Source organism: Mesorhizobium sp. INR15 (assembly GCF_015500075.1).
GTDB lineage: Bacteria > Pseudomonadota > Alphaproteobacteria > Rhizobiales > Rhizobiaceae > Mesorhizobium.
In genome coordinates, this window is sequence record NZ_CP045496.1 from 3,928,081 (window position 1) to 3,950,388 (window position 22,308).

The 22,308-nt window shown below is 61.3% G+C and carries 18 protein-coding genes; 13 read left to right on the top strand and 5 right to left on the bottom strand.

Going from position 1 to position 22,308, the window contains the following annotated elements:
• Positions 1-159: 159 nt before the first annotated feature.
• Positions 160-990, top strand: coding sequence for a PopZ family protein (locus tag GA829_RS19135; RefSeq protein ID WP_195174255.1), 831 nt, complete (start codon positions 160-162; stop codon positions 988-990).
• Between the two features lie 60 nt (positions 991-1,050).
• Here GA829_RS19135 and GA829_RS19140 read toward each other — a convergent pair whose 3' ends face one another.
• Positions 1,051-1,680, bottom strand: coding sequence for a bleomycin resistance protein (locus GA829_RS19140; RefSeq protein ID WP_195174256.1), 630 nt, complete (start codon positions 1,678-1,680; stop codon positions 1,051-1,053).
• A gap of 278 nt (positions 1,681-1,958) precedes the next feature.
• Between GA829_RS19140 and GA829_RS19145 the strand changes: the two genes are divergently transcribed.
• The 5 genes from GA829_RS19145 to GA829_RS19165 all read left to right on the top strand — a co-directional run bounded on the left by GA829_RS19145 (position 1,959) and on the right by GA829_RS19165 (position 10,675).
• Positions 1,959-4,742 (top strand): valine--tRNA ligase, encoded by a 2,784-nt coding sequence (locus GA829_RS19145; RefSeq protein WP_195174257.1) that lies wholly within the window; start codon positions 1,959-1,961, stop codon positions 4,740-4,742.
• 358 nt (positions 4,743-5,100) lie between these two features.
• Positions 5,101-6,276 (top strand): OmpP1/FadL family transporter, encoded by a 1,176-nt coding sequence (locus GA829_RS19150; RefSeq protein WP_195174258.1) that lies wholly within the window; start codon positions 5,101-5,103, stop codon positions 6,274-6,276.
• Between the two features lie 350 nt (positions 6,277-6,626).
• A complete protein-coding gene (locus GA829_RS19155; protein ID WP_195174259.1) occupies positions 6,627-7,835 on the top strand; it encodes an OmpP1/FadL family transporter in 1,209 nt (402 codons plus the stop codon).
• A gap of 289 nt (positions 7,836-8,124) precedes the next feature.
• A complete protein-coding gene (gene ilvD, locus GA829_RS19160; RefSeq protein WP_195174260.1) occupies positions 8,125-9,849 on the top strand; it encodes a dihydroxy-acid dehydratase in 1,725 nt (574 codons plus the stop codon).
• A complete protein-coding gene (locus tag GA829_RS19165) occupies positions 9,836-10,675 on the top strand; it encodes a tetratricopeptide repeat protein (protein WP_195174261.1) in 840 nt (279 codons plus the stop codon). The genes ilvD and GA829_RS19165 overlap by 14 nt, the downstream gene beginning before the upstream one ends.
• Positions 10,676-10,759: 84 nt before the next feature.
• On the opposite strand, the gene GA829_RS19170 is transcribed toward GA829_RS19165, so the two are convergent.
• The 4 genes from GA829_RS19170 to erpA all read right to left on the bottom strand — a co-directional run bounded on the left by GA829_RS19170 (position 10,760) and on the right by erpA (position 12,690).
• Positions 10,760-11,071: a hypothetical protein gene (locus tag GA829_RS19170; protein ID WP_195174262.1), complete on the bottom strand. Its 312-nt coding sequence runs from the start codon at positions 11,069-11,071 to the stop codon at positions 10,760-10,762.
• A 74-nt stretch (positions 11,072-11,145) separates the two neighbouring features.
• On the bottom strand, positions 11,146-11,940 hold the full coding sequence (xth, locus tag GA829_RS19175) for an exodeoxyribonuclease III (RefSeq protein ID WP_195174263.1): 795 nt from the start codon (positions 11,938-11,940) through the stop codon (positions 11,146-11,148).
• 7 nt (positions 11,941-11,947) lie between these two features.
• Positions 11,948-12,340 (bottom strand): VOC family protein, encoded by a 393-nt coding sequence (locus GA829_RS19180; RefSeq protein ID WP_195174264.1) that lies wholly within the window; start codon positions 12,338-12,340, stop codon positions 11,948-11,950.
• Positions 12,341-12,342: 2 nt separating this feature from the next.
• Positions 12,343-12,690, bottom strand: a complete 348-nt coding sequence (erpA, locus tag GA829_RS19185) for an iron-sulfur cluster insertion protein ErpA (RefSeq protein WP_195174265.1) — start codon at positions 12,688-12,690, stop codon at positions 12,343-12,345.
• A gap of 86 nt (positions 12,691-12,776) precedes the next feature.
• Here erpA and GA829_RS19190 point away from each other — a divergent pair, with 86 nt between their 5' ends.
• The 7 genes from GA829_RS19190 to GA829_RS19220 all read left to right on the top strand — a co-directional run bounded on the left by GA829_RS19190 (position 12,777) and on the right by GA829_RS19220 (position 22,295).
• Entirely contained in the window at positions 12,777-13,991 is a 1,215-nt protein-coding gene (locus GA829_RS19190; protein WP_195174266.1) for a deoxyguanosinetriphosphate triphosphohydrolase, read from the top strand.
• A gap of 62 nt (positions 13,992-14,053) precedes the next feature.
• A complete protein-coding gene (gene argS / locus GA829_RS19195) occupies positions 14,054-15,811 on the top strand; it encodes an arginine--tRNA ligase (protein WP_195174267.1) in 1,758 nt (585 codons plus the stop codon).
• Positions 15,812-15,914: 103 nt separating this feature from the next.
• Positions 15,915-19,088, top strand: coding sequence for an SPOR domain-containing protein (locus GA829_RS19200; protein WP_195174268.1), 3,174 nt, complete (start codon positions 15,915-15,917; stop codon positions 19,086-19,088).
• A 180-nt stretch (positions 19,089-19,268) separates the two neighbouring features.
• On the top strand, positions 19,269-20,288 hold the full coding sequence (gene nagZ, locus GA829_RS19205; RefSeq protein ID WP_195174269.1) for a beta-N-acetylhexosaminidase: 1,020 nt from the start codon (positions 19,269-19,271) through the stop codon (positions 20,286-20,288).
• Between the two features lie 63 nt (positions 20,289-20,351).
• Complete coding sequence (locus GA829_RS19210) at positions 20,352-21,152, top strand: segregation and condensation protein A (protein ID WP_195174270.1); 801 nt, start codon at positions 20,352-20,354, stop codon at positions 21,150-21,152.
• A complete protein-coding gene (scpB, locus tag GA829_RS19215; protein WP_195174271.1) occupies positions 21,149-21,904 on the top strand; it encodes an SMC-Scp complex subunit ScpB in 756 nt (251 codons plus the stop codon). The genes GA829_RS19210 and scpB overlap by 4 nt, the downstream gene beginning before the upstream one ends.
• A gap of 169 nt (positions 21,905-22,073) precedes the next feature.
• Entirely contained in the window at positions 22,074-22,295 is a 222-nt protein-coding gene (locus GA829_RS19220) for a twin-arginine translocase TatA/TatE family subunit (protein WP_095087696.1), read from the top strand.
• The last annotated feature ends 13 nt before the right edge of the window (positions 22,296-22,308 follow it).

A 22,308-nucleotide genomic window follows, 5' to 3' on the forward strand; every position in this document is an offset into this window, starting at 1 on the left:
CGGGTTCAAGGCTGGCGGTCTAATCTGTTGAAATCCCACAACTCCCCAGATTGGGGATTCTCGTGCGACGATCCGTCGGTTACGCTGTCGCCATGATTCGAATCCGGCTTTTGCCGGACCGGAAATCTGCAACAGGTCACAAAGGCGGCGGATGTGACGATGGCAACGGCAAGCAGCGCACAGCGCGAACCTTCGATGGAAGAGATTCTGGCTTCCATCAGGCGGATCATCGAAGACAGCGACACGGGCCGCAAGCAGCCTGACGAGGCCGATGGGCTGCGTCAGGATCTCGAGCCAGCCGCGATCGCAAGCCCTGCACCTGAGGTGGATGCGTTTCGTGCCGAGCTCCATGCCGAGCCCGAGGTCAGGAGGCCGGCGACGCTGGCGGATGTACAGGCGCAATTGTCGGCCGCCGATCCGATGATTGCCCGCATGGAAATGCCGGCGCGCTCCGAGCCCGCGCCAGCAAGAGCGCCGGTGAGGCTTGCCGACGTCAGCGCCCGCATAGCCGCCGAGCCGATTGCGCCTGTCGCCCGGATTGAGGCGCGATCGGTTGCCGAGACGGATGGGAAGGTCGACGCCATCATTGCCGATTGGCGGCGTGAGATTGCCGCTGTTGGCGAACAGGCGAAAGCTCCTGTTGGGCGGAAGCCGCCCGCGGAGCCCACGGTCGAGATTTTCAGGGACGAACCGATGGCCGAGCCGGCTTTCGAGAGGTCTCTGCCTGACGCAAGCCCGTCTCGACCGATCACCGGCGATGCACAGTCAGCCCGTCCGACAATCGTTTCCGAACATACCGGCCGTCAGGTTGCCGCTGCTTTCGGCGAGCTTTCCGATGCATTCGCCAGCCGCAGCAAGAAGACCTTCGACGACATGGCCGAAGAGATGCTGAGGCCGATGCTGCAGGACTGGCTGGACAACAATCTGCCGACACTGGTCGAACGGCTGGTGCGCGAGGAGATCGAGCGCGTGGCGCGCGGGGCGCAGTAGCTTTCAAGCTTGCTTGGAGAGAAAACGCCGCCCTCGAGGCGGCGTTTTTCGTTTGCGAGGTCAACCGGCGTTGGCGGCGAAGCAGAGCAGGTTGCCATCAGGGTCCCTGACGATGAATGTGCGGGCGCCCCACGGTTCGGTTCGCAACGCCTGATGGAACGGGACGCCGGCCGCCTGGTACTCAAGGAACAGCACCTTGATGTTGTCGAGAACGATCGTCGCCGCCAGGAGGTCCGCACCTTGCACATCGGCGAACGGAGGCTTGTCGACATGGCGAAAGTTCAGCCGCGCCCCATCGCGCACGACCTGAGCGTAGAAGGGTGGCTCGCCGTGGGTGAAGCGTGTCTCGAAGCCGAGCTTTTGCCTGTAGAAATCGCAGGCTGCCTCGATGTCGGAAACAAAGAGTTGCGGTTCGGCAAAGGCAAGCAACGGTTTCGTGGCATCGGTTGTGCGGCTGGTCATTGCATCATGTCCTTTCCTGAGCGCCTGCCAGCTTTCGAAGCCCGATTTCCTGGCGACCAGTTCCTGCGCATCGGCGAGCTTGAAATGGTGATCGAGGATCTGGCTGTCGGTGAGGCCATGGAAACGCGGAAGCGTCGATCCGATGATGTTGGCAACCGGATAATACCGCTCGCGATGCCAGCGCAGATAGAGCTTGGCCTGTTTCCTGAGGTTTTCGAAATTGGACATATCGAAATGGCTGAGCGCATTTTTCGAGTTGATGTGGCGTAGGCGGGCAATGCCCCTCCGGCCGAAGCCGATGCGCCCTACAGCAGCCCTTCAAGCTATGGCGGCATGTTGCCTGCGGTCAAGGGGATGGTGCATCCTGCGCTCTACCTCCCGTTGAAATGACCATCGGCCGGCCTATTTGCTGTTGATGTGCCAGGCAACCCTTGCGGTTGACTTGGCCAAGGCCTTCCGATTTACACCGAACCAGCAAAAATCCCGACAGCGCGGACCATTTTCCCATGCTTGAAAAGACCTACGACGCAAAGACCGTCGAACCGAAGATCGCCAAGGTGTGGGAAGAGGCCGATGCCTTTCGCGCCGGCGCCGGCGCGGACGAAGGGGCCGAGGCCTTCACCATCGTCATCCCGCCGCCGAACGTCACGGGATCACTGCACATGGGCCACGCGCTCAACAACACGCTGCAAGACATATTGGTGCGCTTCGAGCGCATGCGCGGCAAGAACGTGTTGTGGCAGCCCGGCATGGACCACGCTGGCATCGCCACGCAAATGGTGGTCGAGCGCCAGCTGATGGAAAAGCAGATCCATCGCCGCGACCTCACGCGCGAACAGTTCATCGACAAGGTGTGGGAATGGAAGGCTGAATCCGGCGGCGCGATCTTCAACCAGCTGAAGCGCCTGGGCGCCTCGGCTGACTGGTCGCGCGAACGCTTCACCATGGACGAGGGCCTGTCGAAGGCCGTGCTTGAAGTCTTCGTCACGCTCTACAAGCAGGGGTTGATCTACAAGGACAAGCGCCTTGTGAACTGGGATCCTAAGCTGTTGACCGCGATCTCCGATCTTGAGGTCGAGCAGCAGGAGGTCAACGGCAACCTCTGGCACTTCCGTTATCCGATCGAGGGCGTGGCCTTCGATCCGGAAAATCCGGCAACCTTCATCATCGTGGCGACGACCCGCCCCGAGACGATGCTGGGCGACACGGCGGTCGCGGTAAATCCAGAGGACGAGCGGTTTCGGCATCTCGTCGGCAAGAATCTCGTCCTGCCGATCGTCGGCCGCAAGATCCCGGTGGTGGCTGACGAATATTCCGATCCGGAAAAGGGTTCTGGTGCGGTCAAGATTACGCCGGCGCATGATTTCAACGATTTTGAGGTTGGCAAGCGCCACAAGCTGCCGGCCATCAACATCCTCACCATCGAGGCTGCAATCAACCTCAAGGACAATGAGGACTTCCTGGCTGGCCTGGACGTGACGCCAGAGCGTCAGTCCGTCTGGGATGAACTCAACGGCCTCGACCGCTTCGTCGCGCGCAAGAAGATTGTCGAGCTGATGGAGGCGGGCGGCTTCCTCGAAAAGATCGAGCCGCATCGCCACGCCGTGCCGCATGGCGATCGCGGCGGTGTGCCGATCGAACCGTTCCTGACCGAACAGTGGTATGCCAACGCCGCCGAACTCGCCAAGCCAGCGATCGCGTCGGTGCGCGAGGGCCGTACCAACTTCGTGCCCAAGAACTGGGAGAAGACCTATTTCGACTGGATGGAGAACATCCAGCCCTGGTGTATTTCGCGCCAGCTGTGGTGGGGCCACCAGATTCCAGCATGGTACGGACCGGACGGGCGTGTCTTCGTCGAGAAGACCGAGGAAGAGGCGCTGGGCGCGGCAATCGAATATTATCTCGCGCTGGAGGGTCCTTGGAAGGCCTGGGTCGAGGACAAGCTCGAGAACTTCAAGCCGGGCGAAATCCTGACCCGCGACGAGGACGTGCTCGACACCTGGTTCTCGTCGGCGCTGTGGCCGTTCTCGACACTGGGATGGCCTGACCAGACACCGGAGCTGAAGACCTATTACCAGACGGATGTGCTGGTGACCGGCTTCGACATCATCTTCTTCTGGGTCGCCCGGATGATGATGATGGGTCTGCATTTCATGGAGGAGGAGCCGTTCCACACGGTTTATGTCCACGCGCTGGTGCGCGACAAGAACGGCGCCAAGATGTCGAAGTCGAAAGGCAACGTCATCGATCCGCTCGATCTGATCGACGAGTATGGCGCCGACGCGCTGCGCTTCACGCTGACCGTGATGGCGGCGCAGGGCCGCGACGTGAAGCTCGACCCAGCGCGCATCGCCGGCTATCGCAATTTCGGCACCAAGCTGTGGAACGCGACCCGCTTCGCAGAAATGAACGAAGTGGCGCGCAACGACGAATTCTGGCTGAACGACGCCAAGCTTGCGGTCAACCGATGGATTCTGACCGAACTGACGCGTGCCACGCGCGAGATCACCGACGGCATTACCTCCTACCGCTTCAACGAGGCGGCCGGTGCAGCCTATCGCTTCGTCTGGAACATGTTCTGCGACTGGTATCTCGAGCTGCTGAAGCCGGTGTTCATGGGCACGGACGAGGCGGCCAAGGCCGAGAGCCGCGCCTGCGTCGCCTTCGTGCTCGATGAGATCTACAAGCTGCTGCACCCGATGATGCCATTCATGACGGAAGAATTGTGGGCTCAGACCGCGGGCGAGGGCCAGGAGCGGCCGTCGCTGCTGTGTCATGCGGCCTGGCCGTCGCCTGATTTCGAGGACGCGGAGGCCGCCGCTGATATCAACTGGCTGGTCGATCTGGTCTCGGGCATTCGTTCGGTGCGTTCGGAGATGAACGTGCCGCCGGCGGCCATCGCGCCGTTGATGGTGATTGGCGCGAACACGGTTACGCAGGCGCGGCTGGAACGCCATGCGTCGGCCATCAAGCGTCTGGCGCGCGTCGGCGATATTTCGCTGGTCGATGCCGCGCCCAAGGGCTCGGCGCAGATCGTGCTCAACGAAGCGACCATTTGCCTGCCGCTCGGCAGCCTGATCGACCTCACCGCCGAGGCGGCACGGCTGCAGAAGGAATTGGCCAAGGTGACCGAGGAAATCGCGCGCCTGCACAAGAAGCTTTCGAACGAGAGGTTCGTCGCGAGCGCGCCTGCCGAGATCGTCGACGCCGAGCGTGAAAAACTCACCGAATATCGCGAGGCGCAAGAGAAGCTTTCCGTCGCGTTGACGCGGGTACGCGACGCTGGCTGAACAGTGGATTCGTGAGGCCTTTGCGATGCCTTCGAAGTGGCGTTTTTGCCTCGAAAATAGGCATTCCGTTGCGTTAATGTTGACGTAAACGGAATGTTTTCGCCCCATTGTTGCCTTAATGTAACAATGGGGCCGCAGACCTCGAAAAACACGCTATTTCGCGAAGTTTTCGGTCGTTTTTCATATTTTTTCTATTGATCCGATCCCAAAAGGCGTCTTTCGGGCCTTGCCGGGAACTCGCGCACTTTGTCGAAAATGCGTCAGACGAATACGTACATGTACGACCCGGGAATTCGTTGTTGCGTCGTTAACCCGAATTGGTTCTAGCTTGAGCCACTTGATTTCGGGGAGAGATTTCATGAACAATTTTGGTTTGAAGGCGCTGCTGGGGGCTGGGTGCTTTTCACTGGCTTTGATCGGTACCGCGCACGCTGGCGGCTTCTCGCGCGGCACGGCGGACACAGACATTCTTTTCGAAGACGGCAACGCCGCACGGGCGGGCTTTACGGTGGTGGTGCCGAACCGCAGTCGGAACTCCTTCGCTGGTGGCGTTCCGGTCTCCGGCTATGAAAACCCCACCTATGTGATCCCCTCGCTGGCGGCAAAATATAAGGTCAACGACGCGTTAGCTTGCGCCCTTACCTATACCACGCCGTTCGGCGGTCACTCCGATTTTACGGGCCTGACAATAGGAGGTGGTCACGTCGGGTTCGATCCGACCTCAACTACTGGTTCCTCGGAACAGAAATTCATTACGCACGAATTTGGCGGCACTTGCGCCTACGGCTTCAATATGGGCAAAGGCCGGTTCAGCCTGCTTGGCGGCGTTTTCTATCAGACCCTCGATTTCGATCAGTGGGTCGGTGGCCCGGCTCGACCTTTTATCTTCCATCTGGAAGACGGACAAGTTGGTTGGCGCGTAGGCGCTGCTTACGAAATTCCGGAGATCGCGCTTCGCGCTCAGGTCATGTATCGATCGGGGACGGCCATTGATGCCAGTGGTGACCTGACTCTGACAAGTGGTGGGCCGGGTTTCCCAAATCCCCACGCCGAGGGCCACGGTAAGTTCCCCCAGAGTTTCGAAGCCAAGGTGCAGAGCGGCGTCGCTCCCGGCTGGTTGGCGTACGGCTCTGTCAAGTGGACCGATTGGAGTGTGATGAATTATGTCGATTACTCCACCCCTCTGGGTCCCAACAGCTTGAATTTCCTCTGGCGCGACGGCTGGACCGTCACGGGCGGCGTAGCACATGCCTTTACGGATAGTCTGGCAGGAACGGTCAGTCTGACCTGGGATAGGGGTGTCAGCACCGGTCATGACATCCAGTCTGATGTCTGGACGCTCGGTTTTGGTGGCTCGTACAAGCCGATGAAGAACGTGGAATTGCGCGGCGGCCTTGGCATTTTGTTCCTCGCCGAAGGCACTCAGAATTATACCCAAGCGGCCGGGCATGTAGAGGTGGCGGCTCCTGGCATCTGGCACTCTCCTGGCGATGTTGGATACGCAGGTTCCCTGTCAATGAGCGTGAAGTGGTAAGTCTCTAATATCGACGAGAAAAGGCCGGGCATTGCCCGGCCTTTTTGTTTGTCGGGGCTCCCAGGCAGTGCAGGACGTTGCAATTGACGTAAACGGAAGTTTTTTGCCCGGCTGTTGCCATAGTGCAACAGCACGTGAGCGCGCCGCTAACTGGTCAATTTCAAGCTGTTTTAAGAGTTTTTCGCTGTTCTTACCGGCATTCGGCATGGCGTGAGCGCTCATGTTGTCTGCACGTACCCCCAGCCAAATGCATTTGCGAAACATGTACGTGTACGCCTCTTGAAATCGTTCTTGCACTGCCTAACAGAATTGGTTCTAGCTTGGGTTGTGCTGGAATTCGGGAGAGATTCATGGACATTCTGCGTTTGAAGTCGCTGCTGGGGGCAGGGTGCTTTTCACTGGCCTTGATCGGCACGGCGATGAGTTCGGCTCATGCCGGCGGCTTGGAGCGCGGCGGCTACGATATCGATTTGCTGTTTGATCCGGCACCGGTCGCAACGGAAGCGGAAGCGACCTATGTGATGCCGGATCGTAAATACAAGAACGCGCTCGGCCCAGGAGGGGCCAACATCGGCTTGGGTAGCACGGCCGATGGAGCGGAGGGGTATTGGGTCCCGCGCGTGGGAGTAAAGGTTCAGGTCGTGCAAGGCGTCGACTGCATGGTCGACTATTCGCAGCCCTGGGGTGCGCATACCGCGCCGGGTAGTGCGTGGAATGGAGCGGTTTCCAACATTGAAACTGATATCAAGAGCAACAACTACGCAGGGACCTGCTCCTATAGGATGGATGCCGGCAAGGGCCAGATCCGCTTTATCGGAGGGTTATTCTACCAGGATATTTCGGGCTTCAAGGAGAGCTTGGTGGGGCCTGGGGCTGTTGGCCGTGTTGATCTGGAGGCTAACGGCTGGGGCTGGCGCGCTGGCGTTGCTTACGAAATCCCCGACATCGCGCTTCGCGCGAGCTTGGTCTACAATTCACAGGTCAAGCTCGACAACATCTCCGGCACGCTTACGACTCCGCTTGGATCTCGAGCGATCTATGGCGCGACCGAGTCAATGCCAGATTCGCTGGAATTGAAAGTTCAGTCGGGCATCGCGCCGGGCTGGCTGGCTTTCGGTTCGATCAAGTGGGTCAATTGGAGCGTGCTGCAAAGCGTTCCGATTTGCCCGACGATTGCTCCCTCATCGGCATGCTTTACCAATGGCCCGGGTCAGGTGACTTCGCTTGATCTGATGTATCGCGATGGCTGGACCGTTTCAGGCGGCCTCGGCCATAAATTCAACGATCAATGGAGCGCGGCTGGCCAGCTTTCATGGGATCGCGGTACCTCGCACGGCTATGGCGCACAAACCGACACCTGGACCCTGGGTGGCGGCGTTGCCTACACACCGAAGCCAAACATCGAGTTTCGTGTTGCTGGCGCTATCGGTGTCTTGACCAGCGGTCATTCCGGTACATTGGCAGGCGAAAACGGTTACATAGCTGGCACCGACGCCAGCTATGATTTCGGAAACGACCTGATCACCGCGATTTCCGGCGGTGTCAAAATCAAGTTCTAAACCGCTGAAAATTCAGAATAAAGGCCGGGCAATGCCCGGCCTTTTCGTGTGAGCGGCGATCAATGCTGATGCCGGTACCCAAGCTGCGTTGCATATAAGCCGCACTCACTCCCGTTCATGCAATTGTGACGTTTTGGCAACACTTTCTGAACAACCCTTGCGCTACAGAGTTCGGCGAGGAAATTGCCCATTTCCCGCCATAAACCCGGCGCACCTCGAATTTGTCTCGGGACACGCGCCAAAAGGCTCGGCGATGGGACAGGCCGCACCGCCCGCGGCAAGGAAGAGTATGGACGCCAAAGTCATTTCCAAGGCTAAGCTCCCTAGCCGCCATGTGACTGTCGGGCCGGCGCGTGCGCCGCACCGCTCTTATCTCTATGCCATGGGCCTTTCTGCTGCCGAGATCGCGCAGCCGCTGGTCGGCGTCGCCTCATGCTGGAACGAAGCCGCACCCTGCAACATTTCGCTGATGCGCCAGGCGCAAGTGGTCAAGAAGGGCGTCGCTGCCGCCAGTGGCACGCCACGCGAATTCTGCACCATCACCGTCACCGATGGCATCGCCATGGGCCATCAGGGGATGAAGTCGTCGCTGGTGTCCCGCGATGTCATCGCCGATTCAGTCGAGCTCACCATGCGTGGCCATTGCTATGACGCGCTGGTTGGGCTCGCCGGGTGCGACAAGTCGCTGCCCGGCATGATGATGGCCATGGTGCGGCTCAATGTGCCGTCGATCTTCATCTATGGCGGATCGATCCTGCCCGGCAGCTATCGCGGCCGCCAGATCACCGTTCAGGATGTGTTCGAGGCTGTCGGCCAGCATTCGGTCGGTACTATCGATGATTCCGAACTGCTGGAAATCGAGCAGGCAGCCTGCCCGTCGGCCGGCTCCTGCGGCGCGCAGTTTACCGCCAACACCATGGCGACTGTCGCCGAGGCGATCGGCCTGGCCTTGCCCTATTCCTGCGGCGCGCCTGCACCCTACGAGATGCGCGACCGCTTCAATTTCGCCTCGGGCGAAAAGATCATGGAATTGATCGCGAAAAACATCCGTCCGCGCGACATCGTCACGCTGAAGGCGCTGGAGAATGCCGCGACCGTTGTTTCGGCTACCGGCGGCTCGACCAACGCGGCGCTGCATCTGCCGGCGATCGCGCATGAGGCCGGGATCAAGTTCGATCTCTTCGATGTCGCGAGGATTTTCGAGAAGACGCCCTACATCGCCGACCTCAAGCCGGGCGGCAAATATGTCGCGAAGGACATGTTCGAGGCCGGCGGCATTCCGCTGCTGATGAAGACGCTGCTCGACCACGGCTATCTGCATGGCGAGTGCCTGACGGTGACTGGCCGTACTTTGGCCGAAAACATGCAGCATGTTGTCTGGAATGAACATCAAGACGTGGTCCGCCCGGCCAACAGACCCATTACTCAAACCGGCGGCGTTGTGGGCTTGAAGGGAAACCTTGCCCCCGATGGCGCGATCGTGAAGGTCGCCGGCATGTCGGAGCTGAAATTCTCCGGCCCAGCGCGCTGTTTCGATTCGGAAGAGGAGTGCTTCGAAGCGGTGACGCATCGTGGCTACGAAGAAGGCGAGGTTCTCGTCATCCGTTACGAGGGACCGCGCGGTGGCCCAGGCATGCGGGAGATGCTGTCGACGACGGCGGCGCTCTACGGCCAGGGCATGGGTGGCAAGGTGGCGCTGATCACCGACGGCCGCTTCTCGGGCGCGACACGCGGCTTCTGCATCGGCCATGTCGGGCCGGAAGCAGCCGTCGGCGGCCCGATCGGACTGTTGAAAAATGGCGATGTGATCTCGATCGATGCGGTGAATGGCACGATCGAGGTGGCACTGTCGGAAGACGAACTGGCGGCGAGGGCAAAGACATGGAAGGCGCGCACGACCGACTATCAGTCGGGCGCGATATGGAAATATGCACAGACGGTAGGGCCGGCGCGCGAGGGCGCAGTCACCCATCCGGGCGGTGCGAAAGAAACACACTGCTATGCGGACATTTGAGTTGTTGAGGTCGTCTGTCTTTTCGGCACTGGTCGTTGTCGCCACTTTTGGCGCGACCTTGGGCGCCGTTGGACAGGCCATGGCCTTCGACGACAAGGTGTTTGACGACAAGACCGGCGTGAAGCCGCAGTCCAGCCCGTGGGCGGTGTTCCAGTTCGGCTTTTCCGCCTACAAGAACGGGCACAAGGAGCAGGCTGCCGAGGCCTACAAATACGCCGCCGAAAACGGCCAGATTGGCGCCACCTGGAAACTCGCCCGCATGTATGCCGAGGGCGACGGCGTGGCGCGCGACGACTATGAAGCGTTCAAGTTCTTCTCCGAGATCGTCGACCAGGATGTCGAGCCCGGTTCGCCCGAGGAGAGTTATGTCTCCGACGCGCTGGTGGCGCTGGGCGACTATCTGCGCAAGGGCATTCCCGGCAGCCCGGTCGCCGAGAATGAAGTGGCGGCCCAGGAATATTACATGCGCGCCGCCGCCAATTACCGCAATCCGAACGCCCAGTTCGAGATGGGCCAGATGTTCCTGAAGGGCGAGGGCGGCGTCAAGGCCAGCGTCAAGCAGGCCGGGCGCTGGTTTCAGCTCGCCGCTGAAAAGGGCCATGCAGGCGCCCAGGCGACACTTGGCAATCTCTTGTTCCAGAGCGGCAAGATCGTTCGCGGTCTGGCAATGATGACCGCGGCGCTCGAACGCGCATCCCCCGCCGATCAGCCATGGATTCGCGGCATGCAGGAAGAAGCCTTTGCCGCTGCCGGCGAAGCCGATCGCCGCACGGCGATTTCACTGGCCGACGACATTCTCACCAAGGGTGGCGGCGACGATCAATAGGTCGCGCCGGCGACGACCAACAAACTGGTCGCTCCGGCGAAATAGACTGGTCGCGCTGGATTCGCCGTCGATTTTCTATTCTGATCAGTTCTCTGTCGGTTCCGTCGGCACCATGCTGGGCGCCGGCGTCGAGATCGGCGTGACGTGCAGGTGCGGGGCCAGCGTGTTTTCCGGACAGCTATCCTGAATTTTCGTCCACGACGTGTTGTTGAGCACCATGTCGCAACGGGCGAGGTGGCTCTGGTCGGCGACCGTCAGGCAGGTAATCTGGCCGATCTGGAACGACTTTCCGTTGGCAAGGCATTCGGGGGCCGCGAACGCTGGCATGGTCGTGGCCAATGCCAAGCCGATCGGAAAAAGTGCAATTCTGATGGTCATGGGAACCCCGGCCGCCATGATGATCTCCTATCATGCGCCTGATTGTGGCGATATGAGGGTTCAGGCCTCGCCAGGGATCTGGCGTCCGTGTGTCAGGCTGGTTGCAAGGCGAGATCGATCGCCACCGGCACGTGGTCGGATGGCTTTTCCCAGGCGCGCACGTGCTTTTCGATCGAGGCCGATGAAAAGCGGTTGGCGGCCTCGGGCGACAGCAAGAGATGGTCGATGCGAATGCCGTTGTTCTTCTGCCAGGCGCCGGCCTGATAATCCCAGAACGTGTAGGTATCCGGCGCGTCGGTCACCGAACGGACAGCTTCGGTGAAGCCGAGGTTCTTCAACCGGCGAAACGCCTGCCGCGTTGCCGGCTGGAACAGGGCATCACCAAGCCAGTTCTCGGGATACCTTGCATCGATCGGCTCCGGGATGACATTGTAGTCGCCGGCCAGCACCAGCGCCTCTTCCAGGAGAAGCCGCTGCTCGGCCCAGCGCTCCAGGCGCGCCATCCAGGCCAGCTTGTAGGGATATTTTCTCTCGTCATCGATCGGATTGCCGTTGGGCAGATAGAGCGAGGCGACACGCAATGCGCCCTTGTCGGTCGAGAACACACCTTCGATGAAACGCGCCTGTTCGTCCGTGTCGTCACCGGGCAGGCCTCTGATGACTTCGTCGAAACGCAGCTTCGACAGGATGGCGACGCCATTGAAGCCTTTTTGGCCATGGGTCTCGACATTGTAGCCAAGCGCCTCGATCTCGGCGCGCGGAAACTGCTCGTCGACCGTCTTGATCTCCTGCAGGCAGACAATGTCGGGTGCGCTCTCGGTCAGCCAATGCGTCAGATTGCCGATGCGCGCGCGCACGCCATTGATGTTCCAGGTGACGATCTTCATGGGGACCTCAATGCTCTTCCGGCGCAAGACGTTCGACGAGGCCGATCGTATTGCCTGCGGGATCTTTTAGGAAGGCCATCCACTCGCTTTCCCCCGCTCGGCCGAACTGTCCTTCGGTATCGCGATGGACCAGCTTGGGCGGTGCGGTGAACGGCACGCCGGCGGATTTTGCCCCTGCGTGGAAATCGTCAAGACTTGTCATGTCGAGATAGACGGTGCCAGCCGGAACCCCGTCCGTGAAGAGCAGGCGCACGTCGCCGGCCATGATGAAGGCAATGCCTGGCGGATCGAATCGCGCGTGCACGCCGAGGCCCAGCACATCGCGCCAGAACGACAGCGTGACATCCAGGTCGCGGCCAGCCGAAAGCGCGACCTGACGGACCGCGCCGATGGCAGGCATTTCTATATGGAGAAGCTGGTGCCGCAGCCGCAGGAGGCGACCGCATTCGGATTTCTGATCTGGAACGACTGGCCCATCAGATCGTCAACAAAGTCGATCACCGAGCCGCCCATATAGACCAGCGACAGGTCGTCGATCAGCACGGTGGCGCCGTCCTTCTCGATGGCCACGTCGTCATCATTGCGGGCGTCAACGAGGTCGAACTTGTAGGAAAAGCCGGAACAACCGCCGCCTTCGACGGACACGCGCAGCGCCGTCTTGCCGGCTTCGCCCGAGACAATTTTGGCGATCCGCCTGGCGGCGGCCTCGGTCATGTCGACTTTCATGGCAGTCTTGGCATCCGCGCCCATGGGCGTCACCTTGCTTTCGGTTTCACATGATAGGTATGAAGCGCGAGGGGCCAAGTCAACTAGACCAGTCAACTGCGGCATCGATCATGAGCAATGAGTTGGGCGACATCGGCTTCGGTTATCGGCCGCGCGCGGACTATGCCTGCGATCCGGGGCTGTCACGCGGGCGGCTGTTCGACGAGGTCGAGAGCCCGACACGCACGCCCTTCCAGCGCGATCGAGACCGCATCATCCATTCAACGGCTTTCCGGCGGTTGAAGCACAAGACGCAGGTCTTCATCGCCCATGAAGGCGACCACTACCGCACCCGGCTGACCCATTCGATCGAAGTGGCGCAGATCGCGCGAGCGCTGGCGCGAGCGCTGCGCGGCGATGAGGATCTCGCCGAAGCCGTGGCGCTGGTGCACGATTTCGGCCACACGCCGTTTGGCCACACCGGTGAGGACGCGCTGAACGAGAAAATGGCCGCCTGGGGCGGTTTCGACCACAATGCGCAATCGCTGCGCATCGTGACCAGGCTGGAGCGGCGCTACGCCGAATTCGATGGGCTCAATCTGACGTGGGAAACGCTCGAGGGCCTGGTCAAGCACAACGGACCGTTGACCGATGCCGACGGCAAGGGCTTGAAGGGGCCGGTGCCGCAAGCGATTCGAGACTATTCCGAGCTGCAGGACCTCGAGCTCGACCGCTTTGCCGGGATCGAAGCGCAATGCGCGGCGATCGCCGACGACATTGCTTACAACACGCATGATATCGATGATGGCCTGAGGGCAGGGTTCCTGACCTTGGACATGCTGGACGGGATTTCGCTGCCGGGCACGATTCTCAAGGGTGTCCGCCAGCGCTATCCGGTGCTGGATGACGTGCGCACCGGTCATGAGCTTCTGCGGCGGCAGATCACGATCATGGTCGAGGATGTCGTTGTCTCCACCAAAAGCAATCTTGCCCGCATCAAGCCTGGAAATGCCGATGCGGTTCGGGCCGCGGGCGAGACGCTGGTGACCTTTTCAGCTGACATGGCCAAGGCCGAAAAGGAACTGAAGGCCTTCCTGTACAAACATCTCTACCGGCACGCGGAAGTCATGCGGGTGCGTGCCGACGCAGAGCAGATCGTCAAGGACCTGTTCGACGTCTATTTCGCCGACCCGCGCGCCATGCCGGACGGCTGGCGTGAAGGGCTCGATCGAGCCGACGACCGCATCAAGGCGCGCAGCGTCGCCGACTTCCTGGCCGGTATGACCGATACTTACGCGTTGAAAGAACACCGCCGTTTGTTTGACCATACGCCGGATTTGAGCTAGTCCGGGCTCGATTTTGCCGGCCAACGAGCCGGATTCCCTGTAAAGTCGCCAGAGCCAGACCCATGAACATTTTCGCCGATTTTAACGCGCGGATCATAAAAGCCGTCGAAGCGCTTGATCTGAAAGACAATGAAGGCGTTTCGCCCGATCTGTCGCGCATTGCCGTCGAACCGCCGCGTGACGCCACCCATGGCGACCTGGCCACCAATGCGGCCATGGTCCTGGCCAAGCCGACTGGGCAGAATCCGCGCGTGCTGGCGGAAAAGCTCGCGGACGCGCTGCGCGCCGATAAGGACGTTGCGGCCGCCGAGGTCGCGGGACCCGGTTTCGTCAATCTGAGGCTCAAGGACGGGTTCTGGCAGGCACATCTGGTCGCGTTGCTCGGCGCGGGCCGCGACTATGGCCGCTCGACAGTTGGTGGCGGCAAGAAAACCAATGTCGAATATGTCTCGGCCAATCCGACCGGCCCGATGCATGTCGGCCATTGCCGTGGTGCCGTGGTGGGCGATGCGCTCGCCAACCTGATGGCGTTCGCCGGTTACGACGTGACCAAGGAATATGTCATCAACGACGCAGGCTCGCAGATCGATGTTCTCGGGCGGTCGGCGCTGTTGCGCTATCGCGAGGCACTCGGCGACCAGATTGGCGAAATCCCTGCCGGGCTATATCCGGGCGACTATCTCGTTCCGGTTGGCGAGGCGCTGGTCAAGGAATTCGGCCGGGGCTTGCTTCAGATGCCCGACGATGAGGCACTCGCCATCGTCAAGGACCGCACGATCGATGCGATGATGGCGATGATCCGCGAGGATCTGGCGCTGCTCAACGTGCGTCACGACGTGTTCTTTTCGGAGCGCACCCTGCATGCCGACAACGCCAAGAAGATCCGTTCGGCCATCAATGACCTGACGCTCAAGGGCCATATCTACAAGGGCAAGCTGCCGCCCCCCAAGGGCGAGAAGCCTGACGACTGGGAAGACCGCGAGCAGACGCTGTTCCGCTCGACAGCGGTCGGCGACGACATGGACCGGGCGCTGGCCAAGTCCGACGGCTCGTTCACCTATTTCGCGGCCGACGTTGCCTATCTCAAGGACAAGGTCGATCGCGGCTTCGTTGATCTCATCTATGTGCTCGGCGCGGACCATGGCGGCTATGTGAAGCGGCTGGAGGCCTTGGCGCGCGCCGTTGCCGGCGATCGCGTGAAGCTCACGGTGCTCCTCTGCCAACTGGTGAAGCTGTTCCGTGATGGCGAGCCGGTGCGGATGTCCAAACGGTCAGGCGATTTCGTGACGCTGCGCGAAGTGGTGGAGGAGGTCGGCCGCGACGCGATCCGCTTCATGATGCTCTATCGCAAGAACGATGCGCCGCTTGATTTCGACTTTGCCAAGGTCACCGAGCAGTCGAAGGACAACCCGGTGTTCTACGTTCAATATGCCTCGGCGCGGTGCCATTCGGTGTTCCGGCAGGCGAGCGAACAATTGGGCGAGGCCAATTTCGACCGCAACATACTGGCAGCGGCCTCGGCGTCACTGACGGACGAGGGCGAGATCGGGCTGATCCGCAAGCTTGCCGAATATCCGCGTTTGATCGAGTCGGCCGCACTTGCGCTCGAGCCGCATAGGCTGGCATTTTACCTCTATGATCTGGCTTCAAGTTTCCATGGACACTGGAACCGTGGCACCGAGAATCCGGACTTACGTTTTGTTAAGGTTAACGACCGACAATTGACTCATGCCAGACTAGGGCTGGTGCAGGCTGTTTCGGACGTTCTGACGTCCGGTCTGACGCTGATCGGGGCTGATGCGCCCACCGAAATGCGTTAGGTTTGACTAAAACACCTGTCACCTTTTGCCCACATTGCGCTGGTAAGGGCCAACCCTACGCGACGTCCATGGCGTCCGAATGAGTGCGAGTTCGGGAACAATAATGGCAGACAGAACCCAGCTGAGAGTAGCCGACCACAACGACATCGCTGACGATGATCCGTTCGCGGAACTGACCAGGATCATGGGTTTCGACCCGCGACAGCCGGTCAAGCCGCAGGTGCCTGCCCAGCCGAAAGCCGTCGTCACCGACCCTGTGGCGGAGGAGGGCGATTTCGACATCGACCTCGAGAAGGAGTTGATGGGCGAGTTCGGCGCGGATGCGGGCGATACGGTTCCGGTCGCCGCGGCTCATGAGCCGGCATTCGAATCGGCCGCCGCCGAGGCGATGGACGATGACTTTGCCATGTCGTTGGACGACGATTTCCATCTGGACACAGCGGAAGTCGCCTATGACGACGCTGGCGCCAGCGACATTGCCGCTGCCGCGCCATCCGCCGAAGTGGCTTTTGACGCTGATTTTGACAATGCGGTTGCCAGTTCCCTCGAAGGCGTTTCGCCGTTCGAAGACGACCAGCCGATGCAGGACGAGCTTGCGGCGTCGCTCGATCAGGACTTCCAGGTTGCCGATGAAATCGAGGAGCCGCGGTACGCCATTGGCGTCGCTGAAGCGCCTGCGATGGCTGTTGAACCAGCTTTCGACCATGAATTCGACGATATGGTTGCGGGCTCGCTCGAAGATGAGCTGATGCTCGATGACCATTCGGTGCACGAGCACTATGCGGCCGAGGCCGAGGTCAACTATGCCGACCCGCCCCATGTCGTCCCGAATGAAGCCCACGCGGCATCCGACCATGACTTCGTCGGCCACTTCGACGAGGCCATGGCTGATGTCGATATGGATTTTGACCGTCATGCCGACGAGTTGGTGGCTGTCGAAGCGCCGGTGGCGCAAGACATGTTTGTCGCGAACGCAAGCGACGAGCTTTCCGGTGTTCCCTCCGAAGACGCTTTGGATGACGCTTTCGACCTGAATTTTGACGATGCGGTCTCCGAAGAGCTAGTTGCACCGGTTGTTGCCGCTGTTGCACCGGTCGCCGTGGCGGCCATGGCCGAGCCGGCTGTGCAAGCACCCGTCGCCGACGGGCGAAGCCTGGAAGACGAATTAAACGCGCTGCTGGGCGCCATGAGCGCACGCACCGTGCCGGTGGCAAAGGAGCCTGTCATGGTTCAGCAGCCAGTCGCCGCGCCTGCAAGGTCCATCGACGAGCCGACCGATCTTGTCGGCGACCTCGATTGGAATCTTGACGACTCCGCGCTCGATGAACTTCATGTCCAGGGTTCGGACGGCGCCGCCGGGCATGGCGATGTCGATTTCGACGATGATGCCTTCGATGCGGCTTTGGCCAAAAGCCTTGATTCGCGCGACACGGCGGCTTCGCACCACGAGCAGGCCGATTCCATGGATTGGCTGACGGAGCGCTCGCCGCAGACAGAGCCGGCCCGTTCGTGGAGCCGCGTTACCCCCGTTCCGCAGCAGCTGGCATTTGCCGCCCAGCCGATCGCTTCGGCTGCGCCCGTCGCGCCGGCCGTGGTGCCAGCCTATCGTGCGCCCGAACCGGTTGAGACTGTCGCCTACGCAGCCCCGGTATCCGTGCCGCAATATCGGCAATCCCCGCGCTACGAAGAAATGCCCGATGTTGAGACGGTTGATGTGCCTGAGCGTGTCGTGGCGCTGGCCGACGATCTCGATATCCCGGAATTGCATTTCGAAGAGGACCGGCCGGCGGGAGCTGGCTATGACGATCTCGACGCAGAGTTCGCCAGTCTCCTCACCGAGATGAACACGGCGGATGTCGCCCCAGCTCCGGCGCGTGCCGTTGCCTATGAGGACGAATCCTACAATGCCGGCTTCAAGCCAGGCTATGAGCAGCACCGCCCCGAGGCACGGACCTACGCGGCGCGGCCAGTTGAGGTGCCGGCCCGGGCGGCTGCGCCCTCGGCCTATGCCGATGCCGCCGATGGCTTCGACGTTGATGACTTGCCCGGCAGCCAGCCGGTTTCGCAAGCCGACGACTTCACTGTCGATGAACTCGATTATGACCCCGAGCTCGACGAGGCGATGTCGGTTCCAGGCCTCGCCGACCGCGAGACCGGAAGGCCGTCACGCGGTCGTGGCCTCTTTATCGTGGCCATTGTCGGCGCGGTGGCGATTGCCGGCGGTCTTGGCGCATTCGCGCTGTCTCTCGGCGGCAAGGGCGGCACGCAAGCCCCTGTGATCGTCAAGGCAGACAATGCGCCGATCAAGATCAAGCCGGAAAACCCAGGCGGCACGGTGGTGCCGAACCAGGACAACAAGGTCTATGACGCGGTGGTCAAGGGGGCGAAGTCCGCCGCGCCGGTCCAGGAAAAGCTGGTGACCAATACAGAACAGCCGGTGGATGTGGCCGCCAAGGATCAGCAAAGCCGCGTTGTCGACCTTTCGCCCGTGCCGAGCGATGGTGCCGATGCAGCCGACGGCACGCAAGCAGTCGGCGGCACGCAAGCGGTCGGCGGCACGCAAGCCGTTGCGCCTGCGCCGAAGTCCGAGGATCGCATTGCGCAGGTATTGCAGGATGCCGAGAAGGCTACCAATCCCGATGTGGTCGCTGTCGCGCCGCGCAAGGTGAGGACCATGGTCGTCAAGTCCGACGGTTCGCTTGTGCCGCGCGAGGATCCGGCGCCTGTAGCGCCGCAGGTTGCCGCGGCGGAGCCGGTTGATCCCGCACCTCAGCACGTTGCGCCCTCGGCTCAGGCTGACGCAGACCAGACCGGCACCGTGCCGCAGGCCAGCGACCAGGCAAATGCCGATCAGCCCGCCAAGCCGGTTGCCGCCAAGCCGGCGGTCAAGGCGGAAGCGAAAGCCCAGTCGGCCAACACGCCGGCCAAGGTTCCGCTTGCACCGCAGCGTCCATCCGATCAGCCGGTTGACGTGGTTGGCGAAGTGAAGCCCGATCAGGTTGCTTCCATCGATCCGGCAACGGCGGCCGGCGGTGGCTCCTGGTCGATGCAGATCGCATCGCAGCCGACCGTCGACAGCGCACAGTCGACCTATCAGGACCTGCAGCGCCGCTATGGCAGCGTGCTGGCCGGCCGCACCGCCAACATCGTCAAGGCCGAAATCGCCGGCAAGGGGACGTTCTACCGCGTTCGCGTTCCGGCGCAGTCGCGCAACGACGCCATCAACCTTTGCACCAGCTACAAGGCCGCTGGCGGCAACTGCTTCGTATCGAGGTAAGCGCCCGCCCTTAGAGGAAGCAATTGAAACCGGCGCGGCCAATGGCTGCGCCGGTTTCATTTCAGAGGAGGTAGCAGTTTGCGCCTCGGGCATCGCCCCGCCGCCGATCGGCTCTCTGGCACGGAAACCCTGAATTTCGCGATGATTCCTTTTGGCCGCGGAAGGCACTAGACTTCTGGCATGACCGAATCAAAATCCATGATCCTTGGCTGCGCCGGGAAATCGCTTACCCGCCAGGAGATCAATTTCTATCGCAACGAATGCCCATGGGGCTTCATCCTGTTTGCCCGCAACATCAGCGAGCCTGAACAGATCCGCGATCTGGTCGACGAGATGCGCGACTGCATCGGCCGTCCGGACGCCCTCGTGTTCATCGATCAGGAAGGTGGCCGGGTGCAGCGCTTGCGGCCACCCTTGGCGCCGAACTATCCAGCCGGCGGTGCGCTGGGCGCGCTGTGGCGCGATGATCATGATGCCGGCGCCCGCGCGGCCTGGCTGCAGGCGCGGCTGCATGCCTTCGACCTGTTGCGCTACGGGATCACGGCGGACTGCCTGCCGGTGCTCGACGTACCGATCGAAGGCGCCAGTGACGTCATCGGCGCCCGCGCCTATGGCAAGGAGCCACGTGCCGTGATCGAGCTTGGCCGTGCCGCCGCCGAAGGCCTGACATCGGGTGGCGTGCTTCCCGTCATGAAGCATATTCCGGGACATGGTAGGGCACTTGCCGATACGCATTTCGAACTGCCTGTTGTGAATGCCTCGATGAGCGACTTGCAGCGGCATGATTTTGCCCCGTTCCGGGAGCTCAACCATCTGCCGATGGCGATGACCGCGCATGTCATCTACAGCGCGATCGACCCGACCAACCCGGCAACGACGTCCGGCAAGGTCATCGACGAGATCATCCGCCGCGAAATCGGCTTTGACGGGCTGTTGATGAGTGACGACACCTCGATGAAAGCACTTTCTGGGGATTTCCCGACAAAGGCGGCGTCTATCCTTGCGGCGGGATGCGATCTGGTCCTTCACTGCAATGGTGTTTTCGACGAGATGGCGGGCATCGCATCGCGCACCAAAGGGCTCGAAGGAACGTCGCTTGAGCGCGCCAGGCGGGCACTGACCTATATAAAGAAATCGGACGCGGCTGACGAAGCCGAGACACGCGCGGAATTCGCCACCTTTTTTGAAGCGGTGGCCTGACCCAGAGGGAAGCAAGGGCAAGTGGCGGAAACATTGGAAAGCAAGGCCGGGAAGGCCGCACCGATGGACCGTCTTTGGGCCGAGAACGACGATTCACGGTTGACCGGCGATCCGTCGTTGGTCGTCGACGTTGCCGGTTTCGAAGGCCCGCTCGACCTTTTGCTGCATCTTGCCCGTAACCAGAAGGTCGACCTGTCACGCATTTCGATCCTGGCGCTGGTCGAACAGTATCTGGCTTTCGTCGAGAAGGTGAGGGTGCTGAGACTGGAACTCGCCGCCGACTACCTGGTGATGGCGGCATGGCTGGCCTTTCTTAAATCCAAGCTTCTGATCCCCAAGCAGCCAGGCGAAGAGGGCGAAAGCGGCGAGGAACTGGCGGCGGTGCTGCAGTTCCGGCTCAAGCGGTTGGAAGCCATGCGGGATGCCTCGGCGCGGCTGGTCAACCGCAACCGTCTTGGCCGCGACGTGTTCGCGCGCGGCATGCCGGAAATGGTCATTATCGAGAAGCGCAACGCCTATTCGGCCTCGCTCTACGACCTGTTGACCGCCTATGCGCAGCAGCGCCAGAAGCAGGCGATCACCAATGTGACGATCGCCAGGCGCGGTGTGTGGTCGCTCAAGGACGCGCGCGATATCCTGACCCGGCTGGTCGGAGCCGTGGGCGACTGGACGGCGCTGGAGAGTTTCCTGATCGAATACATGACCAGTCCTGAGGAGCGCCGCACCGCGATCGCCAGCTCTTTCGCGGCGACGCTGGAACTGGTGCGCGACGGTACGATGGAGATGCGGCAGGACGAGGTGTTCGCGCCGATCTATCTGCGTGGCCGGGTGCAAGGCATCAAGGCAATCGAGGTGGCATCATGAGCGAACGCGCCAACGCTTCGGTCATTCCGTTCAAGGTCGATGACAAGCCGGAGGATGAGGTGACTGACCAGACCTCGGCTCAGAATCCGGCTGAACGGCTGCATCTGGCGGAAGCCATCCGCATGGCCGAGGCAATCGTCTTTGCCAGCGCTCAGCCGGTCAGCGAAAAGCAGCTTGCAGCGCGTCTGCCGGACGGTATCAACGTTTCGACCGCCATGGCTGAACTGCAGCAGATCTACGCGCGGCGCGGCGTCAATCTGGTGCGTGTCGGCGATGCCTGGGCGTTTCGCACCGCTGGCGACCTTGCCTTCCTGATGAGCCGCGACACGGTTCAACAACGCAAGCTCTCCCGCGCGGCGCTCGAAGTGCTGGCGATCATCGCCTACCACCAGCCGGTGACACGCGCCGAGATCGAGGACATCCGGGGTGTCGAAACGTCCAAGGGCACGCTCGACACGCTGCTGGAGACCGAATGGGTGCGCATGCGAGGCCGGCGCCGGACACCAGGTCGGCCCGTCACCTACGGCACGACCGACACGTTCCTTGACCATTTCGCGCTGGAGGAAATCCGCGATCTTCCCGGCATCGACGAATTGAAGGGCGCCGGGCTGCTGTCAGGCCGCATGCCGTCGAATTTTTCCATCCCGCTGCCGCCAGCCGATCCCGATGCGCTGACCGATGACGAGGATCCGTTGACGGACATCGACCTCGAGGAACTCGGGCTTTTGACGCCACGCGTCACGGAAGATTGACCGCCAGCCAGAGTCAATATCGCTAGGATGCGCCGATTCGTAGCGGGGCATCACGCGGAAAGTGCGTGACATCCGCCACCCTTTCATAAACTCTGTCGCAGTTGTGTTTGAATCCCAACGCGAAAACGCCTAGATCATCGCCAGGGAAAACATTCGAGAGAGATTTGCTATGGGTTCATTTTCGATTTGGCACTGGATGATCGTGCTGGTGATCGTGCTGCTGGTGTTCGGCCGCGGCAAGATTCCGGAACTGATGGGCGACATGGCCAAGGGCATCAAGAGCTTCAAGAAGGGCATGGCGGACGACGACGTTGCCGAGGACAAGCGCACCGTCGAGCACCGTGCCGACGAGACCGTTTCGGCAGCGAAGGAAAAGGCCAGCAAGAGCTGAGCCCAAAAGTCTT